The sequence below is a fragment of the Priestia megaterium genome (assembly GCF_041941685.1).
GTDB lineage: Bacteria > Bacillota > Bacilli > Bacillales > Bacillaceae_H > Priestia > Priestia megaterium_C.
The window spans coordinates 2,583,476-2,607,295 of the sequence record NZ_CP130958.1; the positions used below are offsets into that span (position 1 = coordinate 2,583,476).

General features: G+C 37.2%; 25 protein-coding genes. 9 read left to right on the plus strand and 16 right to left on the minus strand.

Going from position 1 to position 23,820, the window contains the following annotated elements:
* The first annotated feature begins 208 nt into the window (after nucleotides 1–208).
* Nucleotides 209–637, plus strand: coding sequence for a GNAT family N-acetyltransferase (locus tag Q5794_RS13350; RefSeq protein WP_214988164.1), 429 nt, complete (start codon nucleotides 209–211; stop codon nucleotides 635–637).
* Between the two features lie 67 nt (nucleotides 638–704).
* Here the strand turns inward: Q5794_RS13350 and ilvD are convergent, their stop codons facing one another.
* Nucleotides 705–2,381, minus strand: a complete 1,677-nt coding sequence (gene ilvD, locus Q5794_RS13355) for a dihydroxy-acid dehydratase (protein ID WP_013057207.1) — start codon at nucleotides 2,379–2,381, stop codon at nucleotides 705–707.
* Nucleotides 2,382–2,606: 225 nt separating this feature from the next.
* Here ilvD and Q5794_RS13360 point away from each other — a divergent pair, with 225 nt between their 5' ends.
* Nucleotides 2,607–3,551 (plus strand): alpha/beta hydrolase, encoded by a 945-nt coding sequence (locus tag Q5794_RS13360; protein ID WP_374988022.1) that lies wholly within the window; start codon nucleotides 2,607–2,609, stop codon nucleotides 3,549–3,551.
* Between the two features lie 18 nt (nucleotides 3,552–3,569).
* Here the strand turns inward: Q5794_RS13360 and Q5794_RS13365 are convergent, their stop codons facing one another.
* The 6 genes from Q5794_RS13365 to Q5794_RS13390 all read right to left on the minus strand — a co-directional run bounded on the left by Q5794_RS13365 (nucleotide 3,570) and on the right by Q5794_RS13390 (nucleotide 8,113).
* A complete protein-coding gene (locus Q5794_RS13365; protein ID WP_374988023.1) occupies nucleotides 3,570–4,496 on the minus strand; it encodes a manganese-dependent inorganic pyrophosphatase in 927 nt (308 codons plus the stop codon).
* Between the two features lie 360 nt (nucleotides 4,497–4,856).
* A complete protein-coding gene (locus Q5794_RS13370) occupies nucleotides 4,857–5,138 on the minus strand; it encodes a hypothetical protein (RefSeq protein ID WP_028408383.1) in 282 nt (93 codons plus the stop codon).
* 137 nt (nucleotides 5,139–5,275) lie between these two features.
* Complete coding sequence (locus Q5794_RS13375) at nucleotides 5,276–5,503, minus strand: hypothetical protein (protein WP_014459922.1); 228 nt, start codon at nucleotides 5,501–5,503, stop codon at nucleotides 5,276–5,278.
* A 223-nt stretch (nucleotides 5,504–5,726) separates the two neighbouring features.
* Complete coding sequence (locus Q5794_RS13380) at nucleotides 5,727–6,800, minus strand: branched-chain amino acid aminotransferase (protein ID WP_028413189.1); 1,074 nt, start codon at nucleotides 6,798–6,800, stop codon at nucleotides 5,727–5,729.
* A gap of 219 nt (nucleotides 6,801–7,019) precedes the next feature.
* Nucleotides 7,020–7,505 carry a hypothetical protein gene (locus tag Q5794_RS13385; RefSeq protein ID WP_057236382.1) on the minus strand — a complete coding sequence of 162 codons (486 nt, stop codon included), beginning with the start codon at nucleotides 7,503–7,505 and terminating at the stop codon, nucleotides 7,020–7,022.
* 20 nt (nucleotides 7,506–7,525) lie between these two features.
* Nucleotides 7,526–8,113: a lysophospholipid acyltransferase family protein gene (locus Q5794_RS13390; protein WP_374988024.1), complete on the minus strand. Its 588-nt coding sequence runs from the start codon at nucleotides 8,111–8,113 to the stop codon at nucleotides 7,526–7,528.
* 269 nt (nucleotides 8,114–8,382) lie between these two features.
* Here Q5794_RS13390 and Q5794_RS13395 point away from each other — a divergent pair, with 269 nt between their 5' ends.
* From Q5794_RS13395 to uraH, 3 genes are read left to right on the plus strand one after another with little or no spacing between them, the layout of a single operon-like run.
* Complete coding sequence (locus Q5794_RS13395) at nucleotides 8,383–9,705, plus strand: nucleobase:cation symporter-2 family protein (protein ID WP_374988025.1); 1,323 nt, start codon at nucleotides 8,383–8,385, stop codon at nucleotides 9,703–9,705.
* A gap of 12 nt (nucleotides 9,706–9,717) precedes the next feature.
* Nucleotides 9,718–10,245, plus strand: coding sequence for a 2-oxo-4-hydroxy-4-carboxy-5-ureidoimidazoline decarboxylase (uraD, locus tag Q5794_RS13400; protein WP_374988026.1), 528 nt, complete (start codon nucleotides 9,718–9,720; stop codon nucleotides 10,243–10,245).
* Nucleotides 10,242–10,598, plus strand: a complete 357-nt coding sequence (gene uraH / locus Q5794_RS13405) for a hydroxyisourate hydrolase (protein WP_214988180.1) — start codon at nucleotides 10,242–10,244, stop codon at nucleotides 10,596–10,598. The genes uraD and uraH overlap by 4 nt, the downstream gene beginning before the upstream one ends.
* A 36-nt stretch (nucleotides 10,599–10,634) precedes the next feature.
* Here the strand turns inward: uraH and Q5794_RS13410 are convergent, their stop codons facing one another.
* Nucleotides 10,635–11,135 (minus strand): GNAT family N-acetyltransferase, encoded by a 501-nt coding sequence (locus tag Q5794_RS13410; protein WP_214988182.1) that lies wholly within the window; start codon nucleotides 11,133–11,135, stop codon nucleotides 10,635–10,637.
* Nucleotides 11,136–11,551: 416 nt separating this feature from the next.
* On the opposite strand from Q5794_RS13410, the gene Q5794_RS13415 reads away from it, so the two are divergent.
* The 3 genes from Q5794_RS13415 to Q5794_RS13425 all read left to right on the plus strand — a co-directional run bounded on the left by Q5794_RS13415 (nucleotide 11,552) and on the right by Q5794_RS13425 (nucleotide 14,926).
* Nucleotides 11,552–12,046 carry a hypothetical protein gene (locus Q5794_RS13415; RefSeq protein WP_374988027.1) on the plus strand — a complete coding sequence of 165 codons (495 nt, stop codon included), beginning with the start codon at nucleotides 11,552–11,554 and terminating at the stop codon, nucleotides 12,044–12,046.
* Nucleotides 12,047–12,550: 504 nt separating this feature from the next.
* The gene (locus Q5794_RS13420) at nucleotides 12,551–13,489 is read left to right on the plus strand and encodes a PD-(D/E)XK nuclease family protein (protein ID WP_374989218.1); all 939 of its coding nucleotides are present in this window, start codon (nucleotides 12,551–12,553) and stop codon (nucleotides 13,487–13,489) included.
* Nucleotides 13,490–13,645: 156 nt separating this feature from the next.
* Nucleotides 13,646–14,926 (plus strand): Nramp family divalent metal transporter, encoded by a 1,281-nt coding sequence (locus Q5794_RS13425; RefSeq protein WP_374988028.1) that lies wholly within the window; start codon nucleotides 13,646–13,648, stop codon nucleotides 14,924–14,926.
* 116 nt (nucleotides 14,927–15,042) lie between these two features.
* Here Q5794_RS13425 and Q5794_RS13430 read toward each other — a convergent pair whose 3' ends face one another.
* The 3 genes from Q5794_RS13430 to Q5794_RS13440 all read right to left on the minus strand — a co-directional run bounded on the left by Q5794_RS13430 (nucleotide 15,043) and on the right by Q5794_RS13440 (nucleotide 17,408).
* Entirely contained in the window at nucleotides 15,043–15,552 is a 510-nt protein-coding gene (locus Q5794_RS13430; protein WP_057236365.1) for a hypothetical protein, read from the minus strand.
* Nucleotides 15,553–15,809: 257 nt separating this feature from the next.
* A complete protein-coding gene (locus tag Q5794_RS13435) occupies nucleotides 15,810–16,433 on the minus strand; it encodes a hypothetical protein (protein WP_374988029.1) in 624 nt (207 codons plus the stop codon).
* Nucleotides 16,434–16,619: 186 nt separating this feature from the next.
* Entirely contained in the window at nucleotides 16,620–17,408 is a 789-nt protein-coding gene (locus Q5794_RS13440) for an HAD family hydrolase (protein WP_013057222.1), read from the minus strand.
* A 198-nt stretch (nucleotides 17,409–17,606) separates the two neighbouring features.
* Between Q5794_RS13440 and Q5794_RS13445 the strand changes: the two genes are divergently transcribed.
* Complete coding sequence (locus Q5794_RS13445) at nucleotides 17,607–18,059, plus strand: MarR family winged helix-turn-helix transcriptional regulator (RefSeq protein WP_025751758.1); 453 nt, start codon at nucleotides 17,607–17,609, stop codon at nucleotides 18,057–18,059.
* Between the two features lie 36 nt (nucleotides 18,060–18,095).
* Here the strand turns inward: Q5794_RS13445 and Q5794_RS13450 are convergent, their stop codons facing one another.
* The 5 genes from Q5794_RS13450 to eat form a co-directional block, all read right to left on the minus strand.
* Nucleotides 18,096–18,530 (minus strand): hypothetical protein, encoded by a 435-nt coding sequence (locus Q5794_RS13450; RefSeq protein WP_013083346.1) that lies wholly within the window; start codon nucleotides 18,528–18,530, stop codon nucleotides 18,096–18,098.
* Between the two features lie 141 nt (nucleotides 18,531–18,671).
* Nucleotides 18,672–19,754: a tyrosine-type recombinase/integrase gene (locus tag Q5794_RS13455; protein WP_374988030.1), complete on the minus strand. Its 1,083-nt coding sequence runs from the start codon at nucleotides 19,752–19,754 to the stop codon at nucleotides 18,672–18,674.
* 383 nt (nucleotides 19,755–20,137) lie between these two features.
* A complete protein-coding gene (locus Q5794_RS13460) occupies nucleotides 20,138–21,331 on the minus strand; it encodes a hypothetical protein (protein ID WP_374988031.1) in 1,194 nt (397 codons plus the stop codon).
* Nucleotides 21,332–21,378: 47 nt separating this feature from the next.
* Nucleotides 21,379–22,311, minus strand: coding sequence for a hypothetical protein (locus Q5794_RS13465; RefSeq protein ID WP_374988032.1), 933 nt, complete (start codon nucleotides 22,309–22,311; stop codon nucleotides 21,379–21,381).
* 140 nt (nucleotides 22,312–22,451) lie between these two features.
* Complete coding sequence (gene eat, locus Q5794_RS13470; RefSeq protein WP_374988033.1) at nucleotides 22,452–23,801, minus strand: ethanolamine permease; 1,350 nt, start codon at nucleotides 23,799–23,801, stop codon at nucleotides 22,452–22,454.
* Between the last annotated feature and the right edge of the window lie 19 nt (nucleotides 23,802–23,820).

The window sequence follows — 23,820 nt, forward strand, 5'->3', positions numbered from 1 at the left end:
TTTTTTGATCATGCTCCGCTCCTCATTTAAATTTAATGCTACTGATACAGTTCAAACAGCGAGAAATCAAACATGATTTACGCAATATTTCAGCTTCTTATTTTTGTTGCATTTACAACATTTTATTTTTCCTTTATACTCTTTTTATATTAGATATCTTTATTATACAAAAAAGAATCATAAATTCGCAGCAAAGGAAGGATTTTCTATGAAAATTAAGTATGTTACAACAAAAGAGCAGCTTGAAGACGTATTTCATATACGTAAAACAGTGTTTGTTGAAGAACAAGGAGTGCCGTTAGAAGATGAATTTGATGAACATGAAGAAACGGCAAAACATATGTTGATTTATTATAACAACGAACCAGCTGCTTCTGGAAGATTCCGCATAGTAGACGGTTTCGCCAAAATAGAGCGGATATGTGTATTAAAAGAATTTAGAAAATATGGACTTGGAAAAGAAGTGGTGACCAGCTTAGAAGAAGCAGCGAAAAAGGAAGGCTTAACTCAAGCAATGCTTCATGGTCAAGTTCAAGCTGAATCATTTTATCATAAATTAGGGTATAAGACTGTTTCTGATGTATTTATGGAAGACGGTATTCCACACATTATAATGAAAAAAGAATTTACGTTTTAAAAATCTTCTTGTACACAATTACTTCAGTAAAGAAAAAGGCTCTCAGTAGAGAGCCTTTTTTGTACTATCAGATTTTCATAATTCCGCCTGTGCTTGCAGAAGTTACAAGTTTAGAATATCTTGCAAGATAGCCTTTTTTCACTTTTGGCTCAAAGCCTTTCCAGTTTGCTTTTCGTTCTTCCCAAACATCTGGAGAAACTTGAACATTCATCGAACGATCTTCAATGTCAATCACGATGTGGTCGCCATCTTCTACAAATGCTAGCGGCCCGCCTTCAGCAGCTTCTGGAGATGCGTGACCAATTGATAATCCACGAGAAGCGCCAGAGAAGCGTCCGTCCGTTAATAGAGCTACTTTTGCACCTAGTCCCATTCCCATGATTTGAGAAGTTGGAGCTAACATTTCAGGCATTCCCGGGCCGCCTTTTGGTCCTTCATAACGAATGACTACGACATGTCCTTCTTTTACTTTGCCGTTAGCAATACCGTGCAGCGCCTCGTCTTGAGACTCAAATACAATTGCTGGTCCTTCGTGACGAGTAATACCGTCTTGAACACCGCCTGTTTTAATGATCGCGCCATCTGGAGCTAAGTTACCAAATAATACAGCAAGTCCACCTTTTTCTGTGAACGGCTTATCGATTGGATGAATAACGTTATAATCCTTTACATCGCATCCTGCAATGTTTTCGCCTAGCGTTTTTCCAGTGACCGTCATCGTATCTAAATGAAGTGCACCTTCTTTTTTAGATAGCTCGTTTAAAGCAGCTGATACGCCGCCTGCTTCATGTAAGTCTTCAATAAATACATCCGAAGCCGGAGCGAGTTTTGCCAAGTGAGGAACGCGTTCTGCTACTTCATTGATACGCTCTAATGGATACTCAATTTCAGCTTCATTCGCAAGAGCTAGCGTATGAAGAACTGTATTTGTAGAACCACCTAACGCCATGTCTAAAGCAAACGCGTTGTCGATTGCTTTTTCTGTTACGATATCACGTGGTTTTAAATCTAATTTAATTAATTCCATAAGCTGTTTAGCTGATTTCTTAACGAATTCTCTACGTTCAGGAGCAACTGCTAAGATTGTACCATTTCCAGGTAAAGCAAGTCCTAACGCTTCAGCTAAGCAGTTCATTGAGTTCGCTGTAAACATTCCTGAACAAGATCCGCATGTCGGACAGCCGAATTGTTCTAATTCAAGTAATCCTTTATCATCAAGTTTACCAGCTTGATGAGCTCCTACGCCTTCAAATACTGAAGAAAGGGAAATCTTACGACCGTCGCTCGTTACGCCAGCCTTCATTGGTCCGCCGCTAACAAAAACTGTCGGAATATTCAGACGTAATGAAGCCATTAACATCCCAGGCGTGATTTTATCACAGTTTGGAATACATACCATTCCATCAAACCAGTGAGCAGATACTACCGTTTCAACTGAGTCAGCAATGATTTCACGACTTGGTAATGAATAGCGCATACCGATATGTCCCATCGCAATACCGTCATCTACACCGATAGTGTTCATTTCAAAAGGTACGCCACCAGCTTCGCGAATCGCATCTTTTACGATTTTACCAAACTCTTGTAAGTGAACATGACCTGGTACAATATCAATATATGAATTGACAACCGCAATAAACGGTTTGCCGAAATCCTCTTCTTTTACACCAGCTGCACGCAGTAGGCTGCGGTGCGGTGCTCTGTCGAATCCTTTTTTGATCATGTTACTTCTTAATTCTGCCACAATAATTCCCTCCGTATTCATCTAACCTATTAAAAACTGAATCTTTTTAAATTGTTTAATAATTTTTAATATAAATACTAATTTAACAAATCACATAAAGGTTTGTAAAGGTTTATGACAAAATAATCATTTTTTATTTCAAAATAGTAAAATCACCTGCATAAATTAGTATAATATATACATATATCCCTTATTTTACAGGAAAGCAGAAGGTGAATGCTGAGCATGAAACAATCCTTTTACTACAGAGGTCATCAGGAAAAAGAAATATTTGCACAAAAATGGGATGTTGAAAACAATTCTGCAAAAGGCGTTGTCCAAATAGCCCATGGGATGGCCGAACATATTGGACGCTACGAATACTTTGCTAATGTATTAACTCAACATGGCTACATCGTATATGGAAATGATCACCGCGGTCACGGTCAAACAGCTTTAAAAGATGAAGAAAAGCGTTTTTTTGCTGAGGAAAATGGTTTTGACGCCGTAGTTTACGACATGATTGCTCTGACTAAGCACATTTTAACGGAACACTCCGGCCTACCAATCTTTCTTTTTGGTCACAGCATGGGGTCTTTTCTAACGAGAAGATATATTCAATTGAATACAGAGCACATTCACGGCGTGATGCTCTCAGGTACTGGCAGCATTCCTTCCCTCTCACTGAAGGGCGGCATATTAGCTGCGAAAATAGAGAAAAAAAGAAAAGGATTACGATCTGCTAGTCCATTGCTTGATAAACTTTCTTTTGGACAGTACAACAAATCCTTTCATCCTGCTCGAACACCTTTTGATTGGTTAAGTCAAGATAATGAGGCTGTAGATTTATATGTAAATGACCCTTATTGCGGGGGAGTTTTCACAGCGGGATTTTTCTATGACTTGTTAACAGGAATCAAACAAATCTCTAACTTAGCTAATATAAAGCTAATCCCATCAAGCCTGCCTGTTTATTTAATATCTGGAGAACATGATCCAGTAGGCAGCTATACAAAAGGTGTACTCAAAGTATATAACGACTTTAAAAAAGCCGGATTGCAGGACGTAAGCTACCGCTTTTTTACACAGTGCCGTCATGAGTTGCTTAATGAGCTAAATAAAGATGAAGTGATAGAAGATATACTAAATTGGCTTGACGTGCAAATGAACAAAAAAACGGTTCGTGTTTAGACACGAACCGTTTTTTGATTAAGCAAATACAGATGTTAATACAGGCACTACTTGTTTTTTACGTGATACAACGCCTTCTAAGATCGCTGTATTGTTTTCAAGCGTTACGTTGTATGCTTCTTCTACTTTTGAAGCAGCAGAACCTAGTGCTAATGCAGTAGAGTTGCTGTTTAAAATATCTGTAACAACTAAAAGGAATAATTGTAATCCTTTTTCTTCGATTGTTTTAGTAATAGCTTCTTCCAATTCAACTTTGCGCACTAAAACGTCGTTTACGTCAATTGCATTCACTTGTGCAATTTCTACTTTGCTTGTACCCATGCTGAATTCTTTAGCATCTAATGAAATTAATTGTGAAGCTGTTTTATCGCCTAAGTCAGCTCCAGCTTTCAGCATTGCTAATCCGTACTCTTCTGCATCTACACCTGCAATTTCCGCTAATTCTTTAGCAGCTGCAACGTCCTGGTCTGTGCAAGTTGGTGATTTGAATAATAAAGAATCAGAAATGATAGCTGATAGCATAAGACCTGCGATGTTAGGCTCGATTTTTACGCCGTTTTCTTTATACATTTTGTTTAAGATCGTTGCTGTACATCCAACTGGCTCTGCACGATAGTATAAAGGATCTGCTGTTTCAAAGTTAGCAATACGGTGATGATCAATTACTTCAAGCACACGAACTTGATCAATATCGTTTGCACTTTGCTGGCGTTCGTTGTGGTCCACTAAAATAACTTCATTTGTTTCTTTAGATACTTCATCAACGAAACGTGGTAGTTCAGCGTTGAACTTTTCAAGAGCAAATTGCGTTTCACCGTTAATATCGCCTAATCGAACTGGTTCAGCTTCTACACCTAATTTATTCTTTAAATCAGCGTATGCAATTGCAGAACAGATTGTATCTGTGTCAGGATTTTTATGTCCAAAAATTAACGTCTTTGCCATCTTAAATCTCTCTCCTTCTTACGTATGTAAATAGCGTTCTTGCGTAAAGTTAGTTAATTCGTTCACGCAACATTGCCATTTTAACATAAACTTTTACATTATTTTAATTTTTTTGCGAAAAATGATGTTCATCCGCAGATATTTTGCCATTTTGTATCTTTTTCATAGTAAAAACACCTCTATTTCCGATATAAATAGAGGGTTTTATACGTTCATTATATAAAAATTAGTGATAAAACACAACCTGTCTCTTCATCACTTGATAGATAACTTAAACGCAGTATCTTGCCAATTTCGATAAAGAAAAAGTAAGGAAGCAGTGACTATTATTAAAGAGAATATGTATTATTTTGTCCTTGGTTATCGTCGCAGTGTAAAGTTGAAATGTTCATTTACTTTAGCTCCTAGCTCTTCAAGAAACTGCTGAGCAGTCATTTCCTCTACGCTTTGGGTATACCAAGCAAGCTGAGATTTTTTATGAACATTGTTGTAATATACATCTCTTGACCAATATGTTTTTGATCGGTATGTATAATTAAAGTGAATGAATAGTTCACTCCCGTCTGGACACTGCAGCAATACGCGATAATGTGGATTACGACGATTTTTATCTAAACTCATTTCTTTGATCTGCGCTAACATTATTCACCTCTAAAACCATTACTTAATCATTTAAAGGTAAATGCCACACTACGCTATATCCTAGCTCTGCCATCAACTAGAAAATCATATATTTTCTAAAATTCTACACGATATAGGACAAAAGAGGAAGAGATAATTTATTGGTGGACGTGTAAAGTTTCATATAAATCTTTTAGCTGCTCAGGGTATTGAGACCTTACGTAATAACCTGTAGGACGGTGCTCGATTAAATGAGAAGCAAATAAATAGCCGATGAGCACGTGCATTTGTTCATCTGAGGTTTCTTGGTTTAATTCTCTTTCGAGTCGTTCAGCTAAGTGTGAAGCCAGCTGTTTAATTTTTTCATCATGTGATAAAAAAAGCATTTTGTTCTCCCCCTTATAACGAATAAGTAATACTGTGAATTTCAATAAAGACAAAGTATTGCTTTTATAAGGATAATTATATTTTATTTTACAATAAAAGTATATAAATAGTTCTAAATATTCAAAAATAACTTGTTTCTTTTGAACTATTTGGCAACAAACAAAAAAAGAAGCGGGAGCTGTCCCGCTTCTTTTACGTAAAAAGATATTCGATTACCGAAATTTATTCTACTTCCACTGCCCAGCCGAATGGATCTTCCACTGTACCATTTTGAATACCTGTTAGAGTGTCATACAGTTTTTGTGATACTTCTCCCGTGTTTCCACCGTTGATGACCATTTTCTCGTTATTCCAAAATAGTTCGCCAATTGGAGAAATAACTGCAGCTGTACCTGTTCCAAAAGCTTCTTCTAGTTTGCCTTCGGAATAAGCTTGCTTAATTTCTTCCATAGAAATACGGCGCTCAGTTACAGGCATATCCCAGTGTTTTAGCAGCTCAATGATAGATTTACGCGTAATTCCTTCCAAAATGCTTCCGTTCACAGATGGCGTTACTACTTCTCCATCGATTTTGAAGAAAATATTCATGCTTCCTACTTCTTCAATGTACTTGCGTTCAACTCCGTCTAACCACAGTACTTGTGAATAGCCTTTTGAGTCAGAAAGCTGCTGAGCTTTTAAGCTTGAGGCATAGTTTCCCCCTGTTTTAGCCGTCCCTGTCCCTCCGGCTACAGCACGAACAAATTCGCTTTCAACCGCAATTTTTACAGGAGCAATCCCTTCTTTGTAATATGAACCAACTGGAGAGAGAATAATGATAAATTGATAGCGGTCAGATGGCGCTACTCCTAAGTAAGGCTCTGTTGCGATGACAAACGGGCGAATGTATAGTGATGTACCTTCAGCAGTAGGAATCCATTCGCGGTCAATTTTAATCAGCTGCTTTAACGCTTCTAGCGCTAAGTCTTCATCAACATGAGGAATACAAAGACGATCGTTTGATTTATTTAAACGTTTGAAGTTCTCATCTGGTCTAAATAATAATACTTGCTCTTTTTTTGTTACATATGCTTTTAGTCCTTCAAAAACAGACTGCCCGTAATGAAAGATCATGGATGCCGGATCTAATGTGATAGGTTGATAAGGTACAATACGAGCATCGTGCCATCCTTGGCCTTCTGTATAATCCATAATGAACATATGGTCCGTGAAGATTTTCCCGAATTGCAATTGATCAGATTGCGGCTTTTCTTTTTTTGTTTGACTTAGTGTTACATCGATTGAATAAGTTGTCATAGTTGTTTCTCCTTGCTCTTTATATTTACGGGTTTTTCGCTTAAACCTCTATATAAGTTACATTGTACAACTTTAGGGAAGCGTGTCACAATAGTTAGAGACGAAAAATTCTAAAAATTTTATAAAAATTATAAAGAAATAGCACCTAATCGAATTAAGTGCTGAATTGAAAAGGTTTTCTTTCTAAAAAAACTATTTCTACATTTTATTTACAACCATTTATAAACCAATTTTCACTCGAAGCTTTTCATCTTGTATTGAAAATTGTTTGATTTTCCCTACTGGAATGACCTTCACTTTATCAATTTCATTGAGATTGATATGAATTTGTTTTTCTTCATACGTAGTAACAGGCGGCTTGTGAAAAATTCGATAGTTGATCCAATTTTGATTAAGAGGTTTCATTTCATGGATTTTGAATGAAAGCGTACGTTCTTTTGCCTCAAGAGGTTCTAGCACAATGGAAAATGGAATTCTCACCAAAAATTTTTTAATAATTCCATTCACGTGAATATAGGAGTCTTGAAATGAAATAGAAAATTGCTGAATTTGATCTTGCTTTGTCATTTGCTTTTGAAAAATTCGCATGAGCATAGAAGCGGATATAGGAACGGTTACACCGCTTTCAGCCATCTTTTCTTTCATTTTTGCCTGCACATCATCACTAATCACATCGTTTAGCTTTCTCTGTACCCAATCCTTCATGATGCACCTCCGCTGTGAAGTTATTTTTCTGTTTCCTCTAACGCACGAATCGAAGCTGTTAAGCGATTTGACACGTCGGCAAGGCGGTCTTTTGTTAGTTTATCTTCTCCAAAGTAGATGGGCTTTCCAAAGGAAATGGCAATGGAACCCTTTGAAAATAGCTCTTTTACGTTTGCGGGTCCTTTGTAAACCGCGGGTACAATAGGAACCTTTGCCATACTTGCTATAGTGACTGCTCCTCTTTTCAGAGGAACGTCTTCTTCTGTTCGCGTGCCGCTAGGGAAAATTCCTACTATGTGTCCTTGTTTTGCCAATTTAATAGGTGTTTTAATGCTGCTGGGTCCTGGATTGTTACGATCTACTGGGAATGCGTTGAGTTTTTTTAATACATTACTAATGAGTATATGATTAAAAAGCTCCTTTTTTGCCATAAAATGAATTTGGTGAGGCAAAACAGCTGTACCAAGCGCTACAACGTCTACCCATCCTTTATGCGAACAAGCGATCACAAAGCCTGTATCCGCTGGCAGATACTCTCTGTTCCTTACGTGAAGCTTTCCTCTCCTTTTTAATAAAAATTTACATGTGTGAGCCGCAAAATTATACATAAATGTTTCCTCTTCTCTCTATTATTTGAAAATATATACAAAAATTATATCACTTACTATTAAGAGTTGGTACTAAAAATTAATGTAACATCTTTTTACACAATAGCTTCACTGCTTCTCTCTACATTGTATAAAATCAGATATTGCTCCTTCTGTTTTTAGTCAACTTAACTAATGACATCTCTAAAAAAACATTTTACTATTAATGTATCATTTTAAATGTAATATCTATTAACATTACATGTGATATAATTAAAGGAGGTTTTTAGTTGAATAACCAAAATCAACCGTTTCGACTAGCTTCATTGGGATTACAGCACGTGCTTGCTATGTATGCGGGTGCCATTCTCGTTCCACTGATGGTGGGGCGCGCATTGAATTTAAATGCCCATGACTTATCCTATCTTGTGGCCATTGATTTACTAACATGTGGACTAGCTACGCTGCTGCAGGCATGGACGAACAGGTGGTTTGGTATTGGTCTTCCTGTTGTACTCGGAAGCTCATTTGTAGCGGTGACTCCTATGATTGCAATTGGAACTCAATATGGAATTAGCGCTGTTTACGGAGCAATTATTGCCGGTGGTATTTTCATCGTACTGGCAGCAAGTTTTTTAGGTAAGATTATTAAATTTTTTCCTCCCGTTGTCACCGGAACGGTTGTGACGATGATTGGTTTATCGCTTGTACCATCAGCCGTTCGAAATATGGCAGGAGGAGTGGGAAGCAAAGATTTTGGTTCTCTTTCTAATCTTCTTCTTTCCTTTGGTGTTCTAGCGCTTATTTTAATTTTAAATCGATTTTTCAGCGGTTTTCTTCGTTCTCTTTCCGTATTAATTGGAATTGTAGCCGGAACAATAGCCGCTGTATTAATGGGGAAAGTTGATTTCACTAATTTTAATCAAGCTTCTTGGCTGCACATTCCCACTCCTTTTTATTTTGGAATGCCCACTTTTGAAATCGGGCCCATTTTAACGATGATCCTTGTGTGCTTGGTCATTATCATTGAATCTACAGGCGTATTTTTAGCGTTAGGAAAGCTGTGTGATCGGGAATTAACGGAAAAGGATTTTACAAAAGGCTACCGTGCCGAAGGAATCGCCATTGTTCTTGGAGGGCTATTTAATGCTTTCCCTTACAATACATTCGCTCAGAATGTAGGACTGGTTCAATTATCGAAAGTAAAAACAAAAAATGTCGTGGTAGTAGCCGGCTTCATTCTCGTATTACTGGGGCTTGTTCCGAAAATTGCTGCTTTTACAACCATTATTCCCACCCCTGTTTTAGGAGGAGCAATGGTCGTGTTGTTTGGTTTAGTTATTTCATCAGGCATCAAAATGCTAAGTACTGTTGATTTGTCCAAACAAGAAAATTTGCTGATTATTGCTTGCTCTCTTTCGCTTGGCCTTGGCGTAACAGTAGTACCTGATTTATTCGCTCAGCTCCCAAGTGCTTTGCGCGTAATTGTAAGCGATGGAGTTATTACGGGAAGTTTGGCTGCCATTTTATTAAATCTCTTTTTTAACGCATCAATTGAACGAAAAGTACCTTCTGTCTCTTTAGAGAAGACAGATTATTCAGAAATAAAATAAAGGTGGTGTAGTATGAATAACGTATCTGTGCAGTACGTAAATCAGCTTAGCAAGCAGCATTTTGTTTCACTAGTTGGTGATATATTTGAACATTCACCTTGGGTTGCAGAAGAGGCTTATTCTAAAGGTCCTTTCTCTTCCGGTGAACAGCTTCATGGCATGATGAAAGAAATTGTAGCGCAAGCGTCTGTAGAAAAAAAGCTAAAGCTGCTACAAGCTCATCCAAATCTAGGTGAAAATATTGCCATGACATCTGCTTCTACTGAAGAACAAACCAAAGCAGGCCTACAAAACTTAACGCAAGATGAGTATGAACAGTTTTCTTCTCTTAATGGAACGTATATGGAGAAGTTTCCTTTTCCTTTTATTTTGGCAGTACGAGGTAAACAAAAAGAAGATATCTACGAGGCAATGCAAAGTCGTTTACTAAATACCGAGCAAACGGAGTTTGATACAGCGTTAGAAGAAGTATATAAAATTGCTTTCTTTCGCTTAACTGATAAAATTACTGAAGATAAGGAGACAAAGAAACGAGCATGACTAAAATCACAACGCATATTTTAGATCTTACCCACGGATGTCCGGCTGCTTTTGTCAAAGTTGATTTTTATCATATTCAGTCGGAAAGTAAACGAATAAAAATTTCACACGGTACTACAAATGAAGACGGAAGATTAGTAACTCCGCTCTTCTCTTCTGAAGCGTTTAAATCAGGAGATTATGAACTTCTGTTTCATATTGGAGAATATTATAAAAAACAAGAAGTCCAAACAACAAATCCGCCCTTTTTAAATCAAGTTTCTGTTCGAGTTGGATTGTCTTCTGAACAAGAACATTATCACGTCCCTTTGCTTGTGTCACCGTGGGGATACCAAATTTATAGAGGAAGTTAAAAAAAGAAACGGCGTTTTTAAACGTCGTTTCTTTTTTTAGTTCAGCAATTTAGACATATAGTACTCATCAATGAACAAACCGCCAATTCGCAGTGAATGTTTTTTTGTTCCTTCAATTTCAAATCCTACTTTGTCATATAAAGAAAGAGCCTTTTCATGCTGTATAGCGACTGTAAGTTCAAGACGATGAATATGGTGTTCTCTCGCCCATTCTTCAAGTGCACCGATTAAAACCGTCCCAATCCCTTGATTTTGAAACGTCTTTCGAATACCTAATGTTAGAGAAGCGATGTGAGCGTTTCGGTTAGCTTCTCCCCCTGTTGCAGCTATATATCCCACAAGCATCTCGTTTTCTTCTGCTACAATAATCGTAGAGTTTGGCTGCTGCTTAAAGATTTCGATGTTTTTCTCCTGCTGATCTGTGCTCAGCTTTCGCTCTCCGCTTTCAAACAGCATAAACTTACTTTCTTCTTCAATCTGTTTAAGCAAATCTACAAAGTTTGCAGCATCATGTAATTCTAGTTCTCTAATTTGCATGCTGATCCCCCTTTTTGTGTGTCCCTTTTGTTTGTATATGTATTGGTTTACCATTATAAAATATAGCTTTACAGTTTCTTACGAAAAATACGACTTTTTAAGAAGTGGAAGTAGAACAAAAAACCTACTAATCCCCCTTTTTTTGAAATACTTTTTTCCTCTGTATAATTTTAAATCACTTATCAACTTCTGTAAATTTTTTAGATTCCCTCTTTTAATTTCCATTTCTCTTCCTTTTATATGGGTTTGAATTGGATCTAAGGAGACATTTTATAGAAAATATATGACTATTATCCTGTTTTTCATGAAGAAAGAAAGCAATAAATGTAATTTTACTTGTAATCGTTTAGAATAGAAAAAGTGGAAATTTTATGTACGTATCCTCCTTAATTATTGGTCTGTGAAAGGAAATTATTATGAAAGTACAATCCACAAAATGTGGTGCATATGTCTTAAGCGGTCTAGGAGCTGTTATTGTGTTCTTCTTACTTTTACTTAAGAACAGTGCTTTCTTTCTAGAGGAAGAATACGATCAAAACAAACCTGAAGCTGCGCTTGCGGTCAACGAACATACCTATCACCTTCACAAAGGTTCTATTAACTGGTCAAACGGCCGTTCAACAACAAAAAAAGAAATAAATGTATATGATTTATATACATACATATCGCAGCAAAAAAGTATCCCATTGAAGCAGCAACAATTGGTTAAGCTCCATTTTTCGAACGTAGACGGTGCTTATATTCGTAATGTGAGTGTGCATATATGGAGAGATAACGATGAAAAAACCAAGCTGTTTGTCAAAAATAATGAATTTAAGGTTCCTAAAAATCAAGGTTTGTACGTTGTTGATATTGCGATTAACTCTACAAGAGGAACAATGCAATATGCGGCAAATGTGCAAATACAGTAAATTTTTATGTATTTACGTTTGGTTGAGAAAATCGGATGAGAAAACTCTTGTTGCAAGTAGGAAACGATGCATGGAATAAAAAACGATGAAAAAGAAGTATTAAAAATATAGTGAAAGCATTCAAATAAAAGCCCCTAACTTTTTCAGTAAATAATTCCACAAAAAAAAGAGAGCATATGCTCTCTTTTTTACAAAATGAAAAAGACGTCCACGTAGGACGTCTTTGATGCGTTTGTGGCGGGGACCGTGTGACCACATTCACACGTTTAGCTCGAAAGCATGTCCTTCGACTTACACAAATTAGCTCATCGCTTTATTAATATAACATCCGCCACAGAAAAAAGCAATCAATTTTTAAATAGTTTTTTCTATTTATACATATTTCGCGAGAATCCACAAAATAATATGCATGCGTGGCTATTCACTCTCTACATTTTTAGTCTATTTTAACTCATGTACGAATATACTAATAGACCAACCTATGCGCAGTTTTTGAAAAAGGATGTGAATAGCTTGTTTCAAATCACTGATTTCCCTGAATTTTCATGGTCGTACTCCAGGCATAAAATGGTCACACAGTGCAACCGAAAGTATGCATATCATTATTATGTCTCACATAACGGATGGCTTGATAGCGCTTCTGCGCAGTCTCAGAGCGCTTATCGTTTAAAAAAGGTTTCCACTTTATCTATGTACGCCGGACAAGCCGTGCGTCAAGTGATTACAGAGGCCATTTCTGACTATACATCTACACAGATTGTCCCGAATGAACGGAACTTAGCGGAGAAAGCGCAGCAGCTACTAAATAACGCACTGCGTGATTCTACTGACTATGGAGAACTTTGGTATCATAAGCCTGCTCAGTATAAGATGCTTTTAGAATTCTACGAAAACGGCTATATTTCTAAAAAAGACCTTAAAGACATGCAAAAACGGGTACACATTTGTGTACATCACTTTTTACAAAGTAAATCGTTTTGCGACATCGTATCTTCACCTTTTTTAGAAGTGGAGCCTCATCAGTCGTTTCGTTCTGTAAATGTGTATGACCATAAAGTATATGCGCCTTTTCATTCTCTTTTTAAAAATCCAGTCACAGACGAATTTACGATTGTTGATTGGAAAACAAGTAAACAAACAAAAGATGATTTGTTTCAACTGGCGATATACGCCCTCTACGTGCTAGCTGAATATAATATTTCCGTTGATCAGATAAAAGTCCGGAACGAATACTTGCTTTCAGGCAGTGCGCGTACGTATCAGCTTACTCTTCACGAAATTGAAGCTGTTCTTGAGCAAATCGATACAAGTATTGATTATATGAAAACTTTTTTGGACGACTCAGAGGTAAATCAGCCTCTTTCGCTTGAGCATTTCCCCCAAGCAGATACGCCTGCCTCCTGTCATGGCTGTGCATTTAAAGAGTTGTGCCAAACGGGATAAAAATCACGTGGAAATCGTCTATATTTTTTATTGAACTTTTTTATTGTCAAAAGAACCTTTGCTAGCATATAATTTGCATTAAGGAAACATTTTATACTTCATATAAAAAAATTAGCTTGGGCTATTTATTGTTTATCAAAGAAAGGAGCACTAGACATGAAAGATCAAAACGGCAGTAAAGCATTATCAGCTATGCAGCTAAGTGCTCAAGACGTATTGTCGGGTAAAACAAAAGGAATTAAGCGATTATTGCCTTTCTTAGGTCCTGCTTTTATCGCAGCGGTTGCTTATATTGACCCAGGTAATTTTGCTACTAACATTGCAGCAGGTTCTCAATACGGATACATGCTGCTTTGGGTTGTATTAATTTCTAACTTAATGGCTGTCTTAATTCAATCGTTATCAGCTAAATTAGGGATTGCAACGGGCTTGAATTTACCCGAGATAGCACAGGAACACTTCCCGTCCGTCGTTTCTTTTGGGCTTTGGATCCAAGGAGAATTGGTCATTATGGCGACGGATTTAGCAGAATTTATTGGGGCTGCTCTTGGAATTTATTTATTATTTCATATTCCTTTGTTCCCAGCTGCACTTATCGCAGCGGTAGGATCTTTTGCTATTTTAGAGTTACAAAGACGAGGTGTTCGACTGCTAGAAGCAGCTATTGCGGCCATGGTTTTTATTGTGGTATTAGCTTTTGGGACTCAAATGTTTCTTGCGCATCCAGACGGCGCAAGTGTTGTCCACGGCTTATTTGTCCCTCAGTTTCACGGAACAGACAGCGTGCTGTTAGCTTCTGGGATTTTAGGTGCTACAGTTATGCCACACGCGATTTATTTGCACTCAGCTCTTACACAGCGCCGCGTGGTAGGAACTACAGAATCGGAGAAAAAAGCGATTTTCCGCTTTGAATTTATTGATATTGTGATTGCCATGATTATCGCTGGTGCAATTAATGCAAGCATGCTGATTGTCGCAGCCGCTCTATTCTTTAAAAACGGACTAAACGTGCAAGATTTGGACGTGGCTTTTACACAATTTGAACATTTAATTGGTCCCTTTGCAGCTATTGCGTTCGGGGTTGGATTATTATCTTCAGGACTTTCAAGTTCTTCGGTCGGAACAATGTCTGGAGATGTCATCATGCAAGGGTTTATTAAACGCAGAATTCCTTTATATCTTCGCCGGTTCATTACAATTATTCCGCCGCTTTTGATTATCGGATTTGGCGTAAATCCAACAAGTGCACTAGTTGTCAGTCAAGTTATTTTATCGTTCGGAATTGCATTTGCGCTCGTTCCTCTTATTATGTTTACGAGTAATAAAAAAATCATGGGCGGATTGGTTAATCATAAAGCAACAACTACTGTAGCTTGGGTGATAGCTGCATTAGTCATTTGTTTAAATATCTTTTTGATTTATCAAACGATAGCATAGCAAACTAAACAACTTACCCAAATAGTGTTTTTTCAAGAAGAAAAAAAGCAAAAAAAGAGACCTCATTTGTTAGGCTGCATCTAACTTTTTGAGGTCTCTTTTTTAGTATTCTTTTATTAAACCATAGCAAAAATAAAATAGACGAGAGTTCCAATAATAGCCGATAGCACTAGGTAACCCACTGGGTATAAATAAGAGTAGTTTTTTTTACGGATTGAAAGAATACGATCAACAATAAAAATAAGAATGACGCCCATCATGCCGAATTCAAACATTAAAAACCCAAAAATGGCGTGGAATATGAATGACATGATAAAATCAATTTTTTTACTACGGTCTTTTACAAAAGCACTGACTAATAAATCAACGATAACCGTGCCTAGCGTCCCCATTATTAAAAAGAAGGGTGTAAAAAATAAAAGGTATAAAGGAAATAAATCAACGAAATGCCGACTGGTTTTTTTAATAGAAAAATTGGGAATTGACTCTTTTATACCTGGTATAAAACAAAAAAGCAAAGCGAAAAGAAACGCAGCTATAATAGCCGCTGATAGCTTTCTATTTAAATGCATGTTTATTTTTTTATTACTGAATTCAGTAGTTGTTTTTGTATTATTATGATTCATATGTCTTTAACGTGATGTACGCACCTTTTCCTTTCTCATAACTTTTTTATTTATATTTTATGTCTGTCTATCTTTTGTTACCAGCAGTTACAATGATACACGTTCTTTTTGAACTTGACTACACTAACGCGCTTTATGTCTATTCTCTTTTTCTTTTTATGTCTATCGTTTGCTCTTTCTACGAGAAACAAGATGGTTTTACAAAAAACGCCTTCTTTTTCTATAAAACAAAAGACAGGCGTTTTTTCTGTATGTAATTAATAATCTTGTTTGGCTTCTTCAAACTTAAACACATCCGCTCGTTCTGATTGCTGTGTAATTAACAGGTTATACGTATGGTTGGCCTTTTCTGGAATTTTAAATGCAACATCGAGGTTAAGTGGTTCATCGTCAGATAGTGACGGTGATGAAAAAGCTGTCCACAGGGTGTGCGGGGCTTCTGTCGATAAATTCCCTCCATCAGACGGTTCGTAGGTTTGATAAGTTGCTGTGTCTTGTAATGTAAACGTTGTGTCATTTAATACTACAGTCGAATGTTCATTAGGTGTTCGCTGAAACTGAACGGATACGATAATGTACTGGGTGTTTACTTGTTTAGCTCCTTTAACAGGATAAAATTGCGCATCTGTTGTGGACACATAATATCGGTCGTGTTTCGATCGTTCTCCAAATGCTAATCGATCATCAGTTTCATCTTTTTGAGCTACCTGACTTACAGGGGCCATCGTTTCATCCGTTGCTGAAATGGTGTCAGCTCCCGGGGCATGTTTAGGTTGAGGGGTTTTGTAAGTGACGTGCGTATCGCCTTGTTTGTCTTCACAAGCGGCGAGACTTGTGAACAAAACAGCCGCTACAAGGCTTCTGGTAACTATTTTCTTCATGTTATTCCTCCAGTGACTAGTCTACATTCTACGCTATATGGTATTTATCTAGGAATCAAGGATAAGATTGGTGCACTGTGAATGAAGTCAGTGAGATTTGGAACGGATATAGGACCTGCAGAGACTGCTGTGCTTATTTTTATAATAAAAAAGAGACGATTTCCGCCTCTTTTTTGTTTGTTCATATTATGAATTTAGTTCATCTAAAATTGAATGCAGTTCACTTAAATGGGTAATTTCATAAGTAGGAATGACTTCATTTCGCTCTTTATCGTGACGATTAATCCATACAGATTTCATTCCCACCCGAGAAGAACCCAGTATATCTGTCATTAAATTATCTCCAACCATAATCGCTTCATCTTTCTTTAAATCCATAAGTGACAAAGCATGGTCGAAAATAGATGGATCAGGCTTACCGCGGCCAAATGCACCTGAAATCACAATCTCATCAAAATATGGAACTAGTTCTGATGTAATATCTAATTTGGTATTTTGTAAGTCAGGTGAACCGTTTGTTAACAGCAACAGCTTGTACTTTCCTTTTAATTGATCAAGCACCTCAAACGTTTCTTCGTATACAAACGGTGTTTTGCGGCGCTCTAATGGAAAACGCTCAGCTAGCTCTGCTCCAAAAGCATCATCGTGAATTCCTAAGGCACGAAGACCTCGAGTCCAAGCTTCTTTGCGATAAGTAGGAACAATATCTTTCATTTTGCGGAATTCATCATGATCGTCTAAAAAATTTCCCCATAATCCTTCAAATGGATTAATGCCAATCATTTGCGTAAACTCATAGGTTTCATACGAAGCATATAATTCTCTTGCTTCCTTACGCACCGCTTCTTCTAGTTCTTCAGGTTTTAAATTATATTTCTCACTTGCATATGTACATGTTGCAACGAATGCTTCTTTTACGCTTTTTTGGTCCCAAAGTAGCGTGTCATCTAAGTCGAAAAATACCGCTTTAATCATGGATGTGTGTACCCCCTACTGTTTTTGAAAAAGTTTAACTATTCTTACACTAGATTACAAGGATACACACAATAAGTCTAGTGTATTTGCGATTTATTCTGTAAATTTATTTTTATAAAGCATCCTCTTTACAAACAAATTTACAGAAATAAAAACAGCTGATATAATCACAGCATGTATGTATGCAGGAGGTTTTATATGGAATCGTTAGAAGAAATGTTCGGCATTCCCACAGTTCGTACAAGTAAGCGCTTAAGCAGAGTAGTTGCCGCACGCTTGCGCCCTTTTGGGATTACGCCAGAACAGTGGACCGTTTTAAAACGCGTATCAGAAGCTGAATATAGTACGCAGAAACAATTAGCTGAACGAGCGGATAAAGATCAAGCGACGCTGACTAAAATTTTAGATTTACTAGAAAAACAAAATTGGATTCAGCGTATCAGAAATCCAGAAGATCGCCGCTCGTTTTTTATTCAAATAACAGAAGATGGCCTGCGTTTAAAAACAGAAGTAACGCCTGCTGTGGAGCAGGTATTTTTCGAATTAACGTCCGAATTAAACGAGCAGCAGGTGAAAATTTATACCGAAACTTTACAAAAACTTGAATACCGCGCGGAACAATTGCTTCAAGACGCAGAAGACCTGCGTTAAATACCCAAAACCCCACAGCTAACATTCTGCGGGGTTTTACACGTAGTTGGCGATGCATAGTACTTCTTTGATTTTTGAAATCACTTGTTTGGTTTCATCTGTTAAAGAGGTGAATTTAAACGCGATGGATTCTGCATTTGGATTAATGAAGGGTTCTTTGTTCGTGTCTTTGCGGTAGTCTTCAATTTGTTCTAAACAATATTTTAAAATAAACGACAAGTTCGCACGTCGAAATCTCAAACTGACGGTAGAAGGCCATCTTTTTTGAAACTGATTACTTCCCTCATACTGAATCGCTCCGATGTAGCGTTCTCCGGATAAAAAAGATTCTTTGCTTCGATATAGCTGAACGGTTTGGGCTGTTCCGCTCCAGTCAATATAAATACCTGCTGTTTCACAAACTTCGTATATGTAATGAAAAAGCTCCGTTACTTCTCCGAAATGGTAGTGAAGCGGATGTTTAGCCGTCATAGGTAGCTCCCTCCTTTAGCGACTTTCTACCATTATATTGTAGGAAAAGTAACTTATTCATTTATACAACTTATTTCATACGCATAGGCCGTAAAAATGAAAATATATGTTTTTTAGTTTACATAAAAATATTATAAGTAATTAGCGATAACCCGACTTTCGAAACGCGTCGTATACCGTATCCTCTTGAAGTTTTTCAAGATAAACGTTCGTTGTAGCAATAGAAGAGTGCCCTACTACTTGCTTCACAACCGCAAGCGGAACGTCATTAGCTAAACTGTTTGTAATAAAGGTATGACGAAACCAATGAGGAGAAATAGACGCATTTCCTTTTACTTTATAAACAGCTGATTTAATCGTTCGATACAACGTTGTATAGGATAATCGCTTCTTTTCGCCGGTACGATAGTACTCTTTAATGGAGTAAAAAAGCGGTTCGGTGTCAAAAGGACTTAGTTCAGTGCTTTCATTTAAGGCTTGCCGGTAAGTGAAAAGCGTTTCTTTCACATCATCAAACACGGGAATCGTTCGTTCTTTTTTTCCTTTACCAATCACATCTACAACCAAATTTCCTCGGCGGTCTTCGCGGAAGCTTCCCCAATTTAAACTCAGCAGTTCACTTGAACGCATTCCACTCATATACAAAAGCATTCCCATTAAGCGATTGCGTGCTTTGAATTCCTTTTCATGCTGACGAATGCGCACGACTGATTCTAACGCATTTACAATCACCTGGGCTTCGCGGTCGGTTAGCTCTCGGTACTCGGTGCGATTTTGTTTTTCCTTGTCGCTGTAATGTCCTTTTGCAATAGATGGTTTTTCAATCCACGTCGTATACAGCGAAGGATAAAAATGAGTAGCGTGTCCAAACTCTAGCATTCTTCTAAAAAATTCTAGTTTTCTTGCAGCGGTGCGATTGGCATATTGATTCATCATTTCTTCATTAAATAATTTGACTTCCATAAATCCAATCGATTTTAATGTAATCTCTCGTTCATAGAAAAAAGACAGAATCGTTTTCATGTCTTGATTGTAAGATCTGATCGTATGAGGAGAAAGTGATTTTTTGATAATACGCATTGAAAAAAAGAGCTGAATAAATTCTTCATCTGCAACGTGCTTTAAATTCAAGTTGTTATCTTCATCTAACAGCTCTGCCTCTTCCCACTGCTCTTTTAGCTGGCGAAACGAATTTTTCGCAGGAGACAATTCAAATTCTTCCATTTTACCCCTCCTAATTATTAAAAACAAATGTATCCCTTTTAAATGATCCAGAATGGAATATAACGAATTTTTATCAATTCGCAACAAACACCATTAAAAGTTTCTAAAAACCTTTCAAAAATCAATTTAAAAAGCCGATTTTTAAAGATTTCAATAAAAACATCCATTATATGTAAAATAAATTCTGTTTTCTGCTTATTTCTCTACTTTATCATATGAACGCTTGATAAGGAAGAGTTATCTTGCGTTAGTATGATAAAGGATTTTGGTTGTAGGATAAAGGGAGCTACCTACTTCGGATAATTAGAAAATTAGGTTAACGTCCTCATAAGCTCTTTTATATTATTTGTAAATAAAAACCATCACGAAGAGCGTGATGGTTTTTAAAGTGATTCAATTTTAGTCAGGTGCAGCTGTTTATTGCTGTAGGAAACGGTATAGGTTCGATAATACTCTTTTTCCTGACTTTGACCGTTCGTTGTAATTGAAATGACTTCTTTCGTTTGGATTGTATAGACCGCTTCGCCCTCTTCTTCACTCACAGATTCCACGTCTAATACCGAATAATCAACGAGCTCTTCTCGAATGTCTCTTTCGTACAGCATTTTCACAAGCTGCTTTTGATCATTCCACAAAACACTATCCCGCTGGATATAAGACTGTACGTGTTCAAATTTATTCGTGTTAATGGATTTTGTTAAATCTCGCAAATAATGTTCAATAAAAATATCCGCTGTTTCTTGATCAACTTTTTGGACGTTTTTTAAATTAAAATCTTTTTCTTCCTTCTCTTCTTTTTCTTTTTCATCTTCTTTAAAATCGTCGATTCGCTGAGAGCTGTTTTTGCTGATGGCATACTTTGTATTGTTCTCTTTGAAAACCAAGATTTCTTCCTTTTCCCCTTTTTCATTTGTACGGGTCGTTTCACCTTGGTATAAAATATCACTAGAAGGATTAATTGACTTTACATATTCGATATATTCATCGGCCGTAATGTTGAGGTATTTTTGATGATAGGTAACTTCATCCCATTCGTTTAATTTCCAGTGCTTATTAACGTATTTAAAATTCATGTAAATGGTCAGTCCGCCGCTTCCTTCTTTACTAATTGGCTCAATAGCCGAGACCGAAAATTGCCCAGCATGATTGTTAATAAGTTCAAAGCGAATCAGATGAGTTACATCAGGAAAAAAGCTCATATTGCATTCTTTGCAGTAATAATTAGTAGAGATACTTTTTAGCTTTGTTGCAATTAAAGATGAAGTTGCATATGGCGTTAACGCTTTTTTTAGCGTTTCGTAATCAGCAGGGTTAGATTCATTTTCCCATTCGTACTCTTCGCCTAATTCTTTATAGGTACTTGAAATTTTGTTCATCGTCTCAACCGCAGTTTTTTCTGCTTTTTTTTCTGATACAAGTTCTGGCGGAAGAGATGACTTAGCTTGATCTTTTGGGATCACTTCATCTGAGGAAGGTTCGGTTGGCTTGGATAACTTAACTGTTTCTTTTTCTTCACAGGCTGTCAAAACCATTAGCAGCAGCAGTAGAACGAATGCAATCGTCCATTTTTTATGCATAAGGTGTCCTCCTCAATGCCGAATTTAGTCTGTTTTTAAAATGATCTTTAATTCTCAAACGTATCGAGCACGTAATCACCGCTTGGAATTCCCCACTTTGCCTTTTTATTTTGATCTGTTTTAGCAAGTAATGAAATGGAATTTTCTTTGAGCGTAATGACAATGGTTCCTTTATTTCCTTGTCCATCATTTTCATATTCAATGGCTGCTTGGTTATTTTCAAAGCGAATATTTTTTTGTTCAACGGTTGACACGCGGATTTTGCTAGGTGGCTGGTACGAATTTATTTTAATCGTTGCTTCCGAGTTGGATGTAGCAAGAAATTGAATGATAGGAGATCCGTTATCATTGCCAGTGGTCCATTTTCCATCGTAGTCGTGTAAATCTGTTGTTTGTGTACTGGGAGTTTCAGTGCTTGCATTTGGTTTAGATGAAAAGTCAAATGGTTCTACACTCGATAACTTTAACGTATCGTTTTGATAAACGGCTGTATAAAGGCGGTCACAAATTTTAGTGTAAGGATCTTTACCCGGCTGTTTTAATAAGCTTTCCTCGTGGGTTTGTATTTTGAACACATGGTTAGGTTCTTCATACCAATTGACAATATGAAACGTTTGCTTCTTCTGCTCGATGCCTTGGCGTGTGAAATTTTCAACAAGAAGGTTCTGCTCTTTATAAAAAGAACTGTCCGCTTTCAAAAAAGCTTTTAGATCATCAAAGGAGTTTTGATCCACTGCTTTTCCAAACGCTGAAAAGTAATCAGTCATCCAGGCTGTAATAAATTTCCCACTCATTGCTTCTTTATTTAAATCAATTGATTGAATGCTTTCTACCTGTGTTTTTGGTTCGTTTAGTACTTTTTTTGCATCTTTTTCTACTATCATTGTATTTCCGTCTTTTAACGTTTCTTCTTGCTGACAGGCTGATAACAGAATAGATGAAACAACCGTGATAATGATTGTATTACGTTTGTTCATCATAATTGCCCCTTCTTTATCTAATATAAATGTATGTATATTCTTCCAACAAACAGACCTAGTATATCATTCTACAAAAAAACGCTCAACCCTTTAATTTCACAAGAAAAACGGCTTGCCTTTACAGCGAGCCGTTTTTCCTCCTATTTAATGGATGCTTCTTGATACAAATTGGCTGCTTCTTTTTTGAGCTGTCTAGAGCCATAAAAGACATAGTAAATAATTGAAAGAAGGAAAATTCCAAGAATCACATAAATTAAAGGCAGAGAAACGCCAAACAGCATTAAATTTGTTGTAAGAACACTGTATTTTATGATGCTGTACAAGCACAGAATCCCTAATACTAAGGCAATGCTTGGCACGACCGGGTAGTTTACTTTAAAAGGACGAGACAGGTTAGGTTCTTTTTTACGTAAAATAAAAAGAGAAACTAAACTGATGCAGTACATCATCATTGCTCCGAACACGGATAAGATAATAAGTGCATTGGCAAACGTTGCAGATCCTGCACAAATCACGCCGATTACTCCCGGGATCAACAAACCGCCGACAGGAACTCCTTTTTTATTCGTTTTAGCAAGAAATTTAGGGAAGTAACCATCTCGTGCAAGCGCGTAGGTTTGTCTTGAAAAACCCATGATGATTCCATTTAAACTAGCAATCAATCCGAATAATCCAATAATAGCAACAACGGTTGAAATGCCATTTCCGTATACAGAAGACAGTGCCTGTGGAAGTGGATAATCGGCTAGCTTCCCGCTTCCTCCGCCAAGTCCTGCTGTTACAAATAGTGTAAACAACGTTGCGGTTGCTAGAGTAACAATCGCTCCAATAAATCCTTTAGGAATGTTTTTCTTAGGATTTTCCACTTCTTCCGCTGCCATTGCTCCTCCTTCTATTGCCAGATAAAACCAAACAGCGAATGGAATAGCTGCTAGTACCCCTGTTGGCCCGTTAATAAATGAATGATCATTAAAAATATTCGATGTTTGTACATGAGGCAAACCAGCTACATAAAAAATAGATAAACCAATTAGTGCAACAATGGTAGCTGTAAGCTCAATCACCGCTACTTCTTTTACCCCGATTAAATTTAATAAAACAAAGAAAATAAAGGCACCTACCGTTGCGTATACAGGGTTAACGGCTGGAATGAGAAAATGCAGGTATGCTCCTGTTGACACTGCAATAGCAGGGGGAGCAAAAATAAATTCAAGCAAGCAGGCAATTCCTGCGATATATCCCCCAAAGGGTCCAAGTGCTCTTCTTGCATAAGCTGAAGGTCCACCGGCTTGCGGGATAGATGTTGAAAGCTCTGCATAACTGAACATAAACGTTGTGTAAAACACGGTTACAATTAAGGTTGCAATTGCAAGTCCGATAATCCCGCCTTGTTCAAACCCGTAATTCCACCCAAAGTATTGTCCTGAAATAACCATACCAACTGAAATAGCCCATAAATGAATAGGTTTTAATTGTTTTTGTAACGCCATACGTTCTCCTCCTTTTGAT

Coding starts and splice junctions, on each gene's coding strand:
- Q5794_RS13350 (WP_214988164.1), top strand. CDS start 209: ATGAAAATTAAGTATGTTACAACAAAAGAGCAGCTTGAAGACGTATTT.
- Q5794_RS13360 (WP_374988022.1), top strand. CDS start 2,607: ATGAAACAATCCTTTTACTACAGAGGTCATCAGGAAAAAGAAATATTT.
- Q5794_RS13365 (WP_374988023.1), bottom strand. CDS start 4,496: ATGGCAAAGACGTTAATTTTTGGACATAAAAATCCTGACACAGATACA.
- Q5794_RS13370 (WP_028408383.1), bottom strand. CDS start 5,138: ATGTTAGCGCAGATCAAAGAAATGAGTTTAGATAAAAATCGTCGTAAT.
- Q5794_RS13375 (WP_014459922.1), bottom strand. CDS start 5,503: ATGCTTTTTTTATCACATGATGAAAAAATTAAACAGCTGGCTTCACAC.
- Q5794_RS13380 (WP_028413189.1), bottom strand. CDS start 6,800: ATGACAACTTATTCAATCGATGTAACACTAAGTCAAACAAAAAAAGAA.
- Q5794_RS13385 (WP_057236382.1), bottom strand. CDS start 7,505: ATGAAGGATTGGGTACAGAGAAAGCTAAACGATGTGATTAGTGATGAT.
- Q5794_RS13390 (WP_374988024.1), bottom strand. CDS start 8,113: ATGTATAATTTTGCGGCTCACACATGTAAATTTTTATTAAAAAGGAGA.
- uraD (WP_374988026.1), top strand. CDS start 9,718: ATGAATAACGTATCTGTGCAGTACGTAAATCAGCTTAGCAAGCAGCAT.
- uraH (WP_214988180.1), top strand. CDS start 10,242: ATGACTAAAATCACAACGCATATTTTAGATCTTACCCACGGATGTCCG.
- Q5794_RS13410 (WP_214988182.1), bottom strand. CDS start 11,135: ATGCAAATTAGAGAACTAGAATTACATGATGCTGCAAACTTTGTAGAT.
- Q5794_RS13415 (WP_374988027.1), top strand. CDS start 11,552: ATGAAAGTACAATCCACAAAATGTGGTGCATATGTCTTAAGCGGTCTA.
- Q5794_RS13425 (WP_374988028.1), top strand. CDS start 13,646: ATGAAAGATCAAAACGGCAGTAAAGCATTATCAGCTATGCAGCTAAGT.
- Q5794_RS13430 (WP_057236365.1), bottom strand. CDS start 15,552: ATGAATCATAATAATACAAAAACAACTACTGAATTCAGTAATAAAAAA.
- Q5794_RS13435 (WP_374988029.1), bottom strand. CDS start 16,433: ATGAAGAAAATAGTTACCAGAAGCCTTGTAGCGGCTGTTTTGTTCACA.
- Q5794_RS13440 (WP_013057222.1), bottom strand. CDS start 17,408: ATGATTAAAGCGGTATTTTTCGACTTAGATGACACGCTACTTTGGGAC.
- Q5794_RS13445 (WP_025751758.1), top strand. CDS start 17,607: ATGGAATCGTTAGAAGAAATGTTCGGCATTCCCACAGTTCGTACAAGT.
- Q5794_RS13450 (WP_013083346.1), bottom strand. CDS start 18,530: ATGACGGCTAAACATCCGCTTCACTACCATTTCGGAGAAGTAACGGAG.
- Q5794_RS13455 (WP_374988030.1), bottom strand. CDS start 19,754: ATGGAAGAATTTGAATTGTCTCCTGCGAAAAATTCGTTTCGCCAGCTA.
- Q5794_RS13460 (WP_374988031.1), bottom strand. CDS start 21,331: ATGCATAAAAAATGGACGATTGCATTCGTTCTACTGCTGCTGCTAATG.
- Q5794_RS13465 (WP_374988032.1), bottom strand. CDS start 22,311: ATGATGAACAAACGTAATACAATCATTATCACGGTTGTTTCATCTATT.
- eat (WP_374988033.1), bottom strand. CDS start 23,801: ATGGCGTTACAAAAACAATTAAAACCTATTCATTTATGGGCTATTTCA.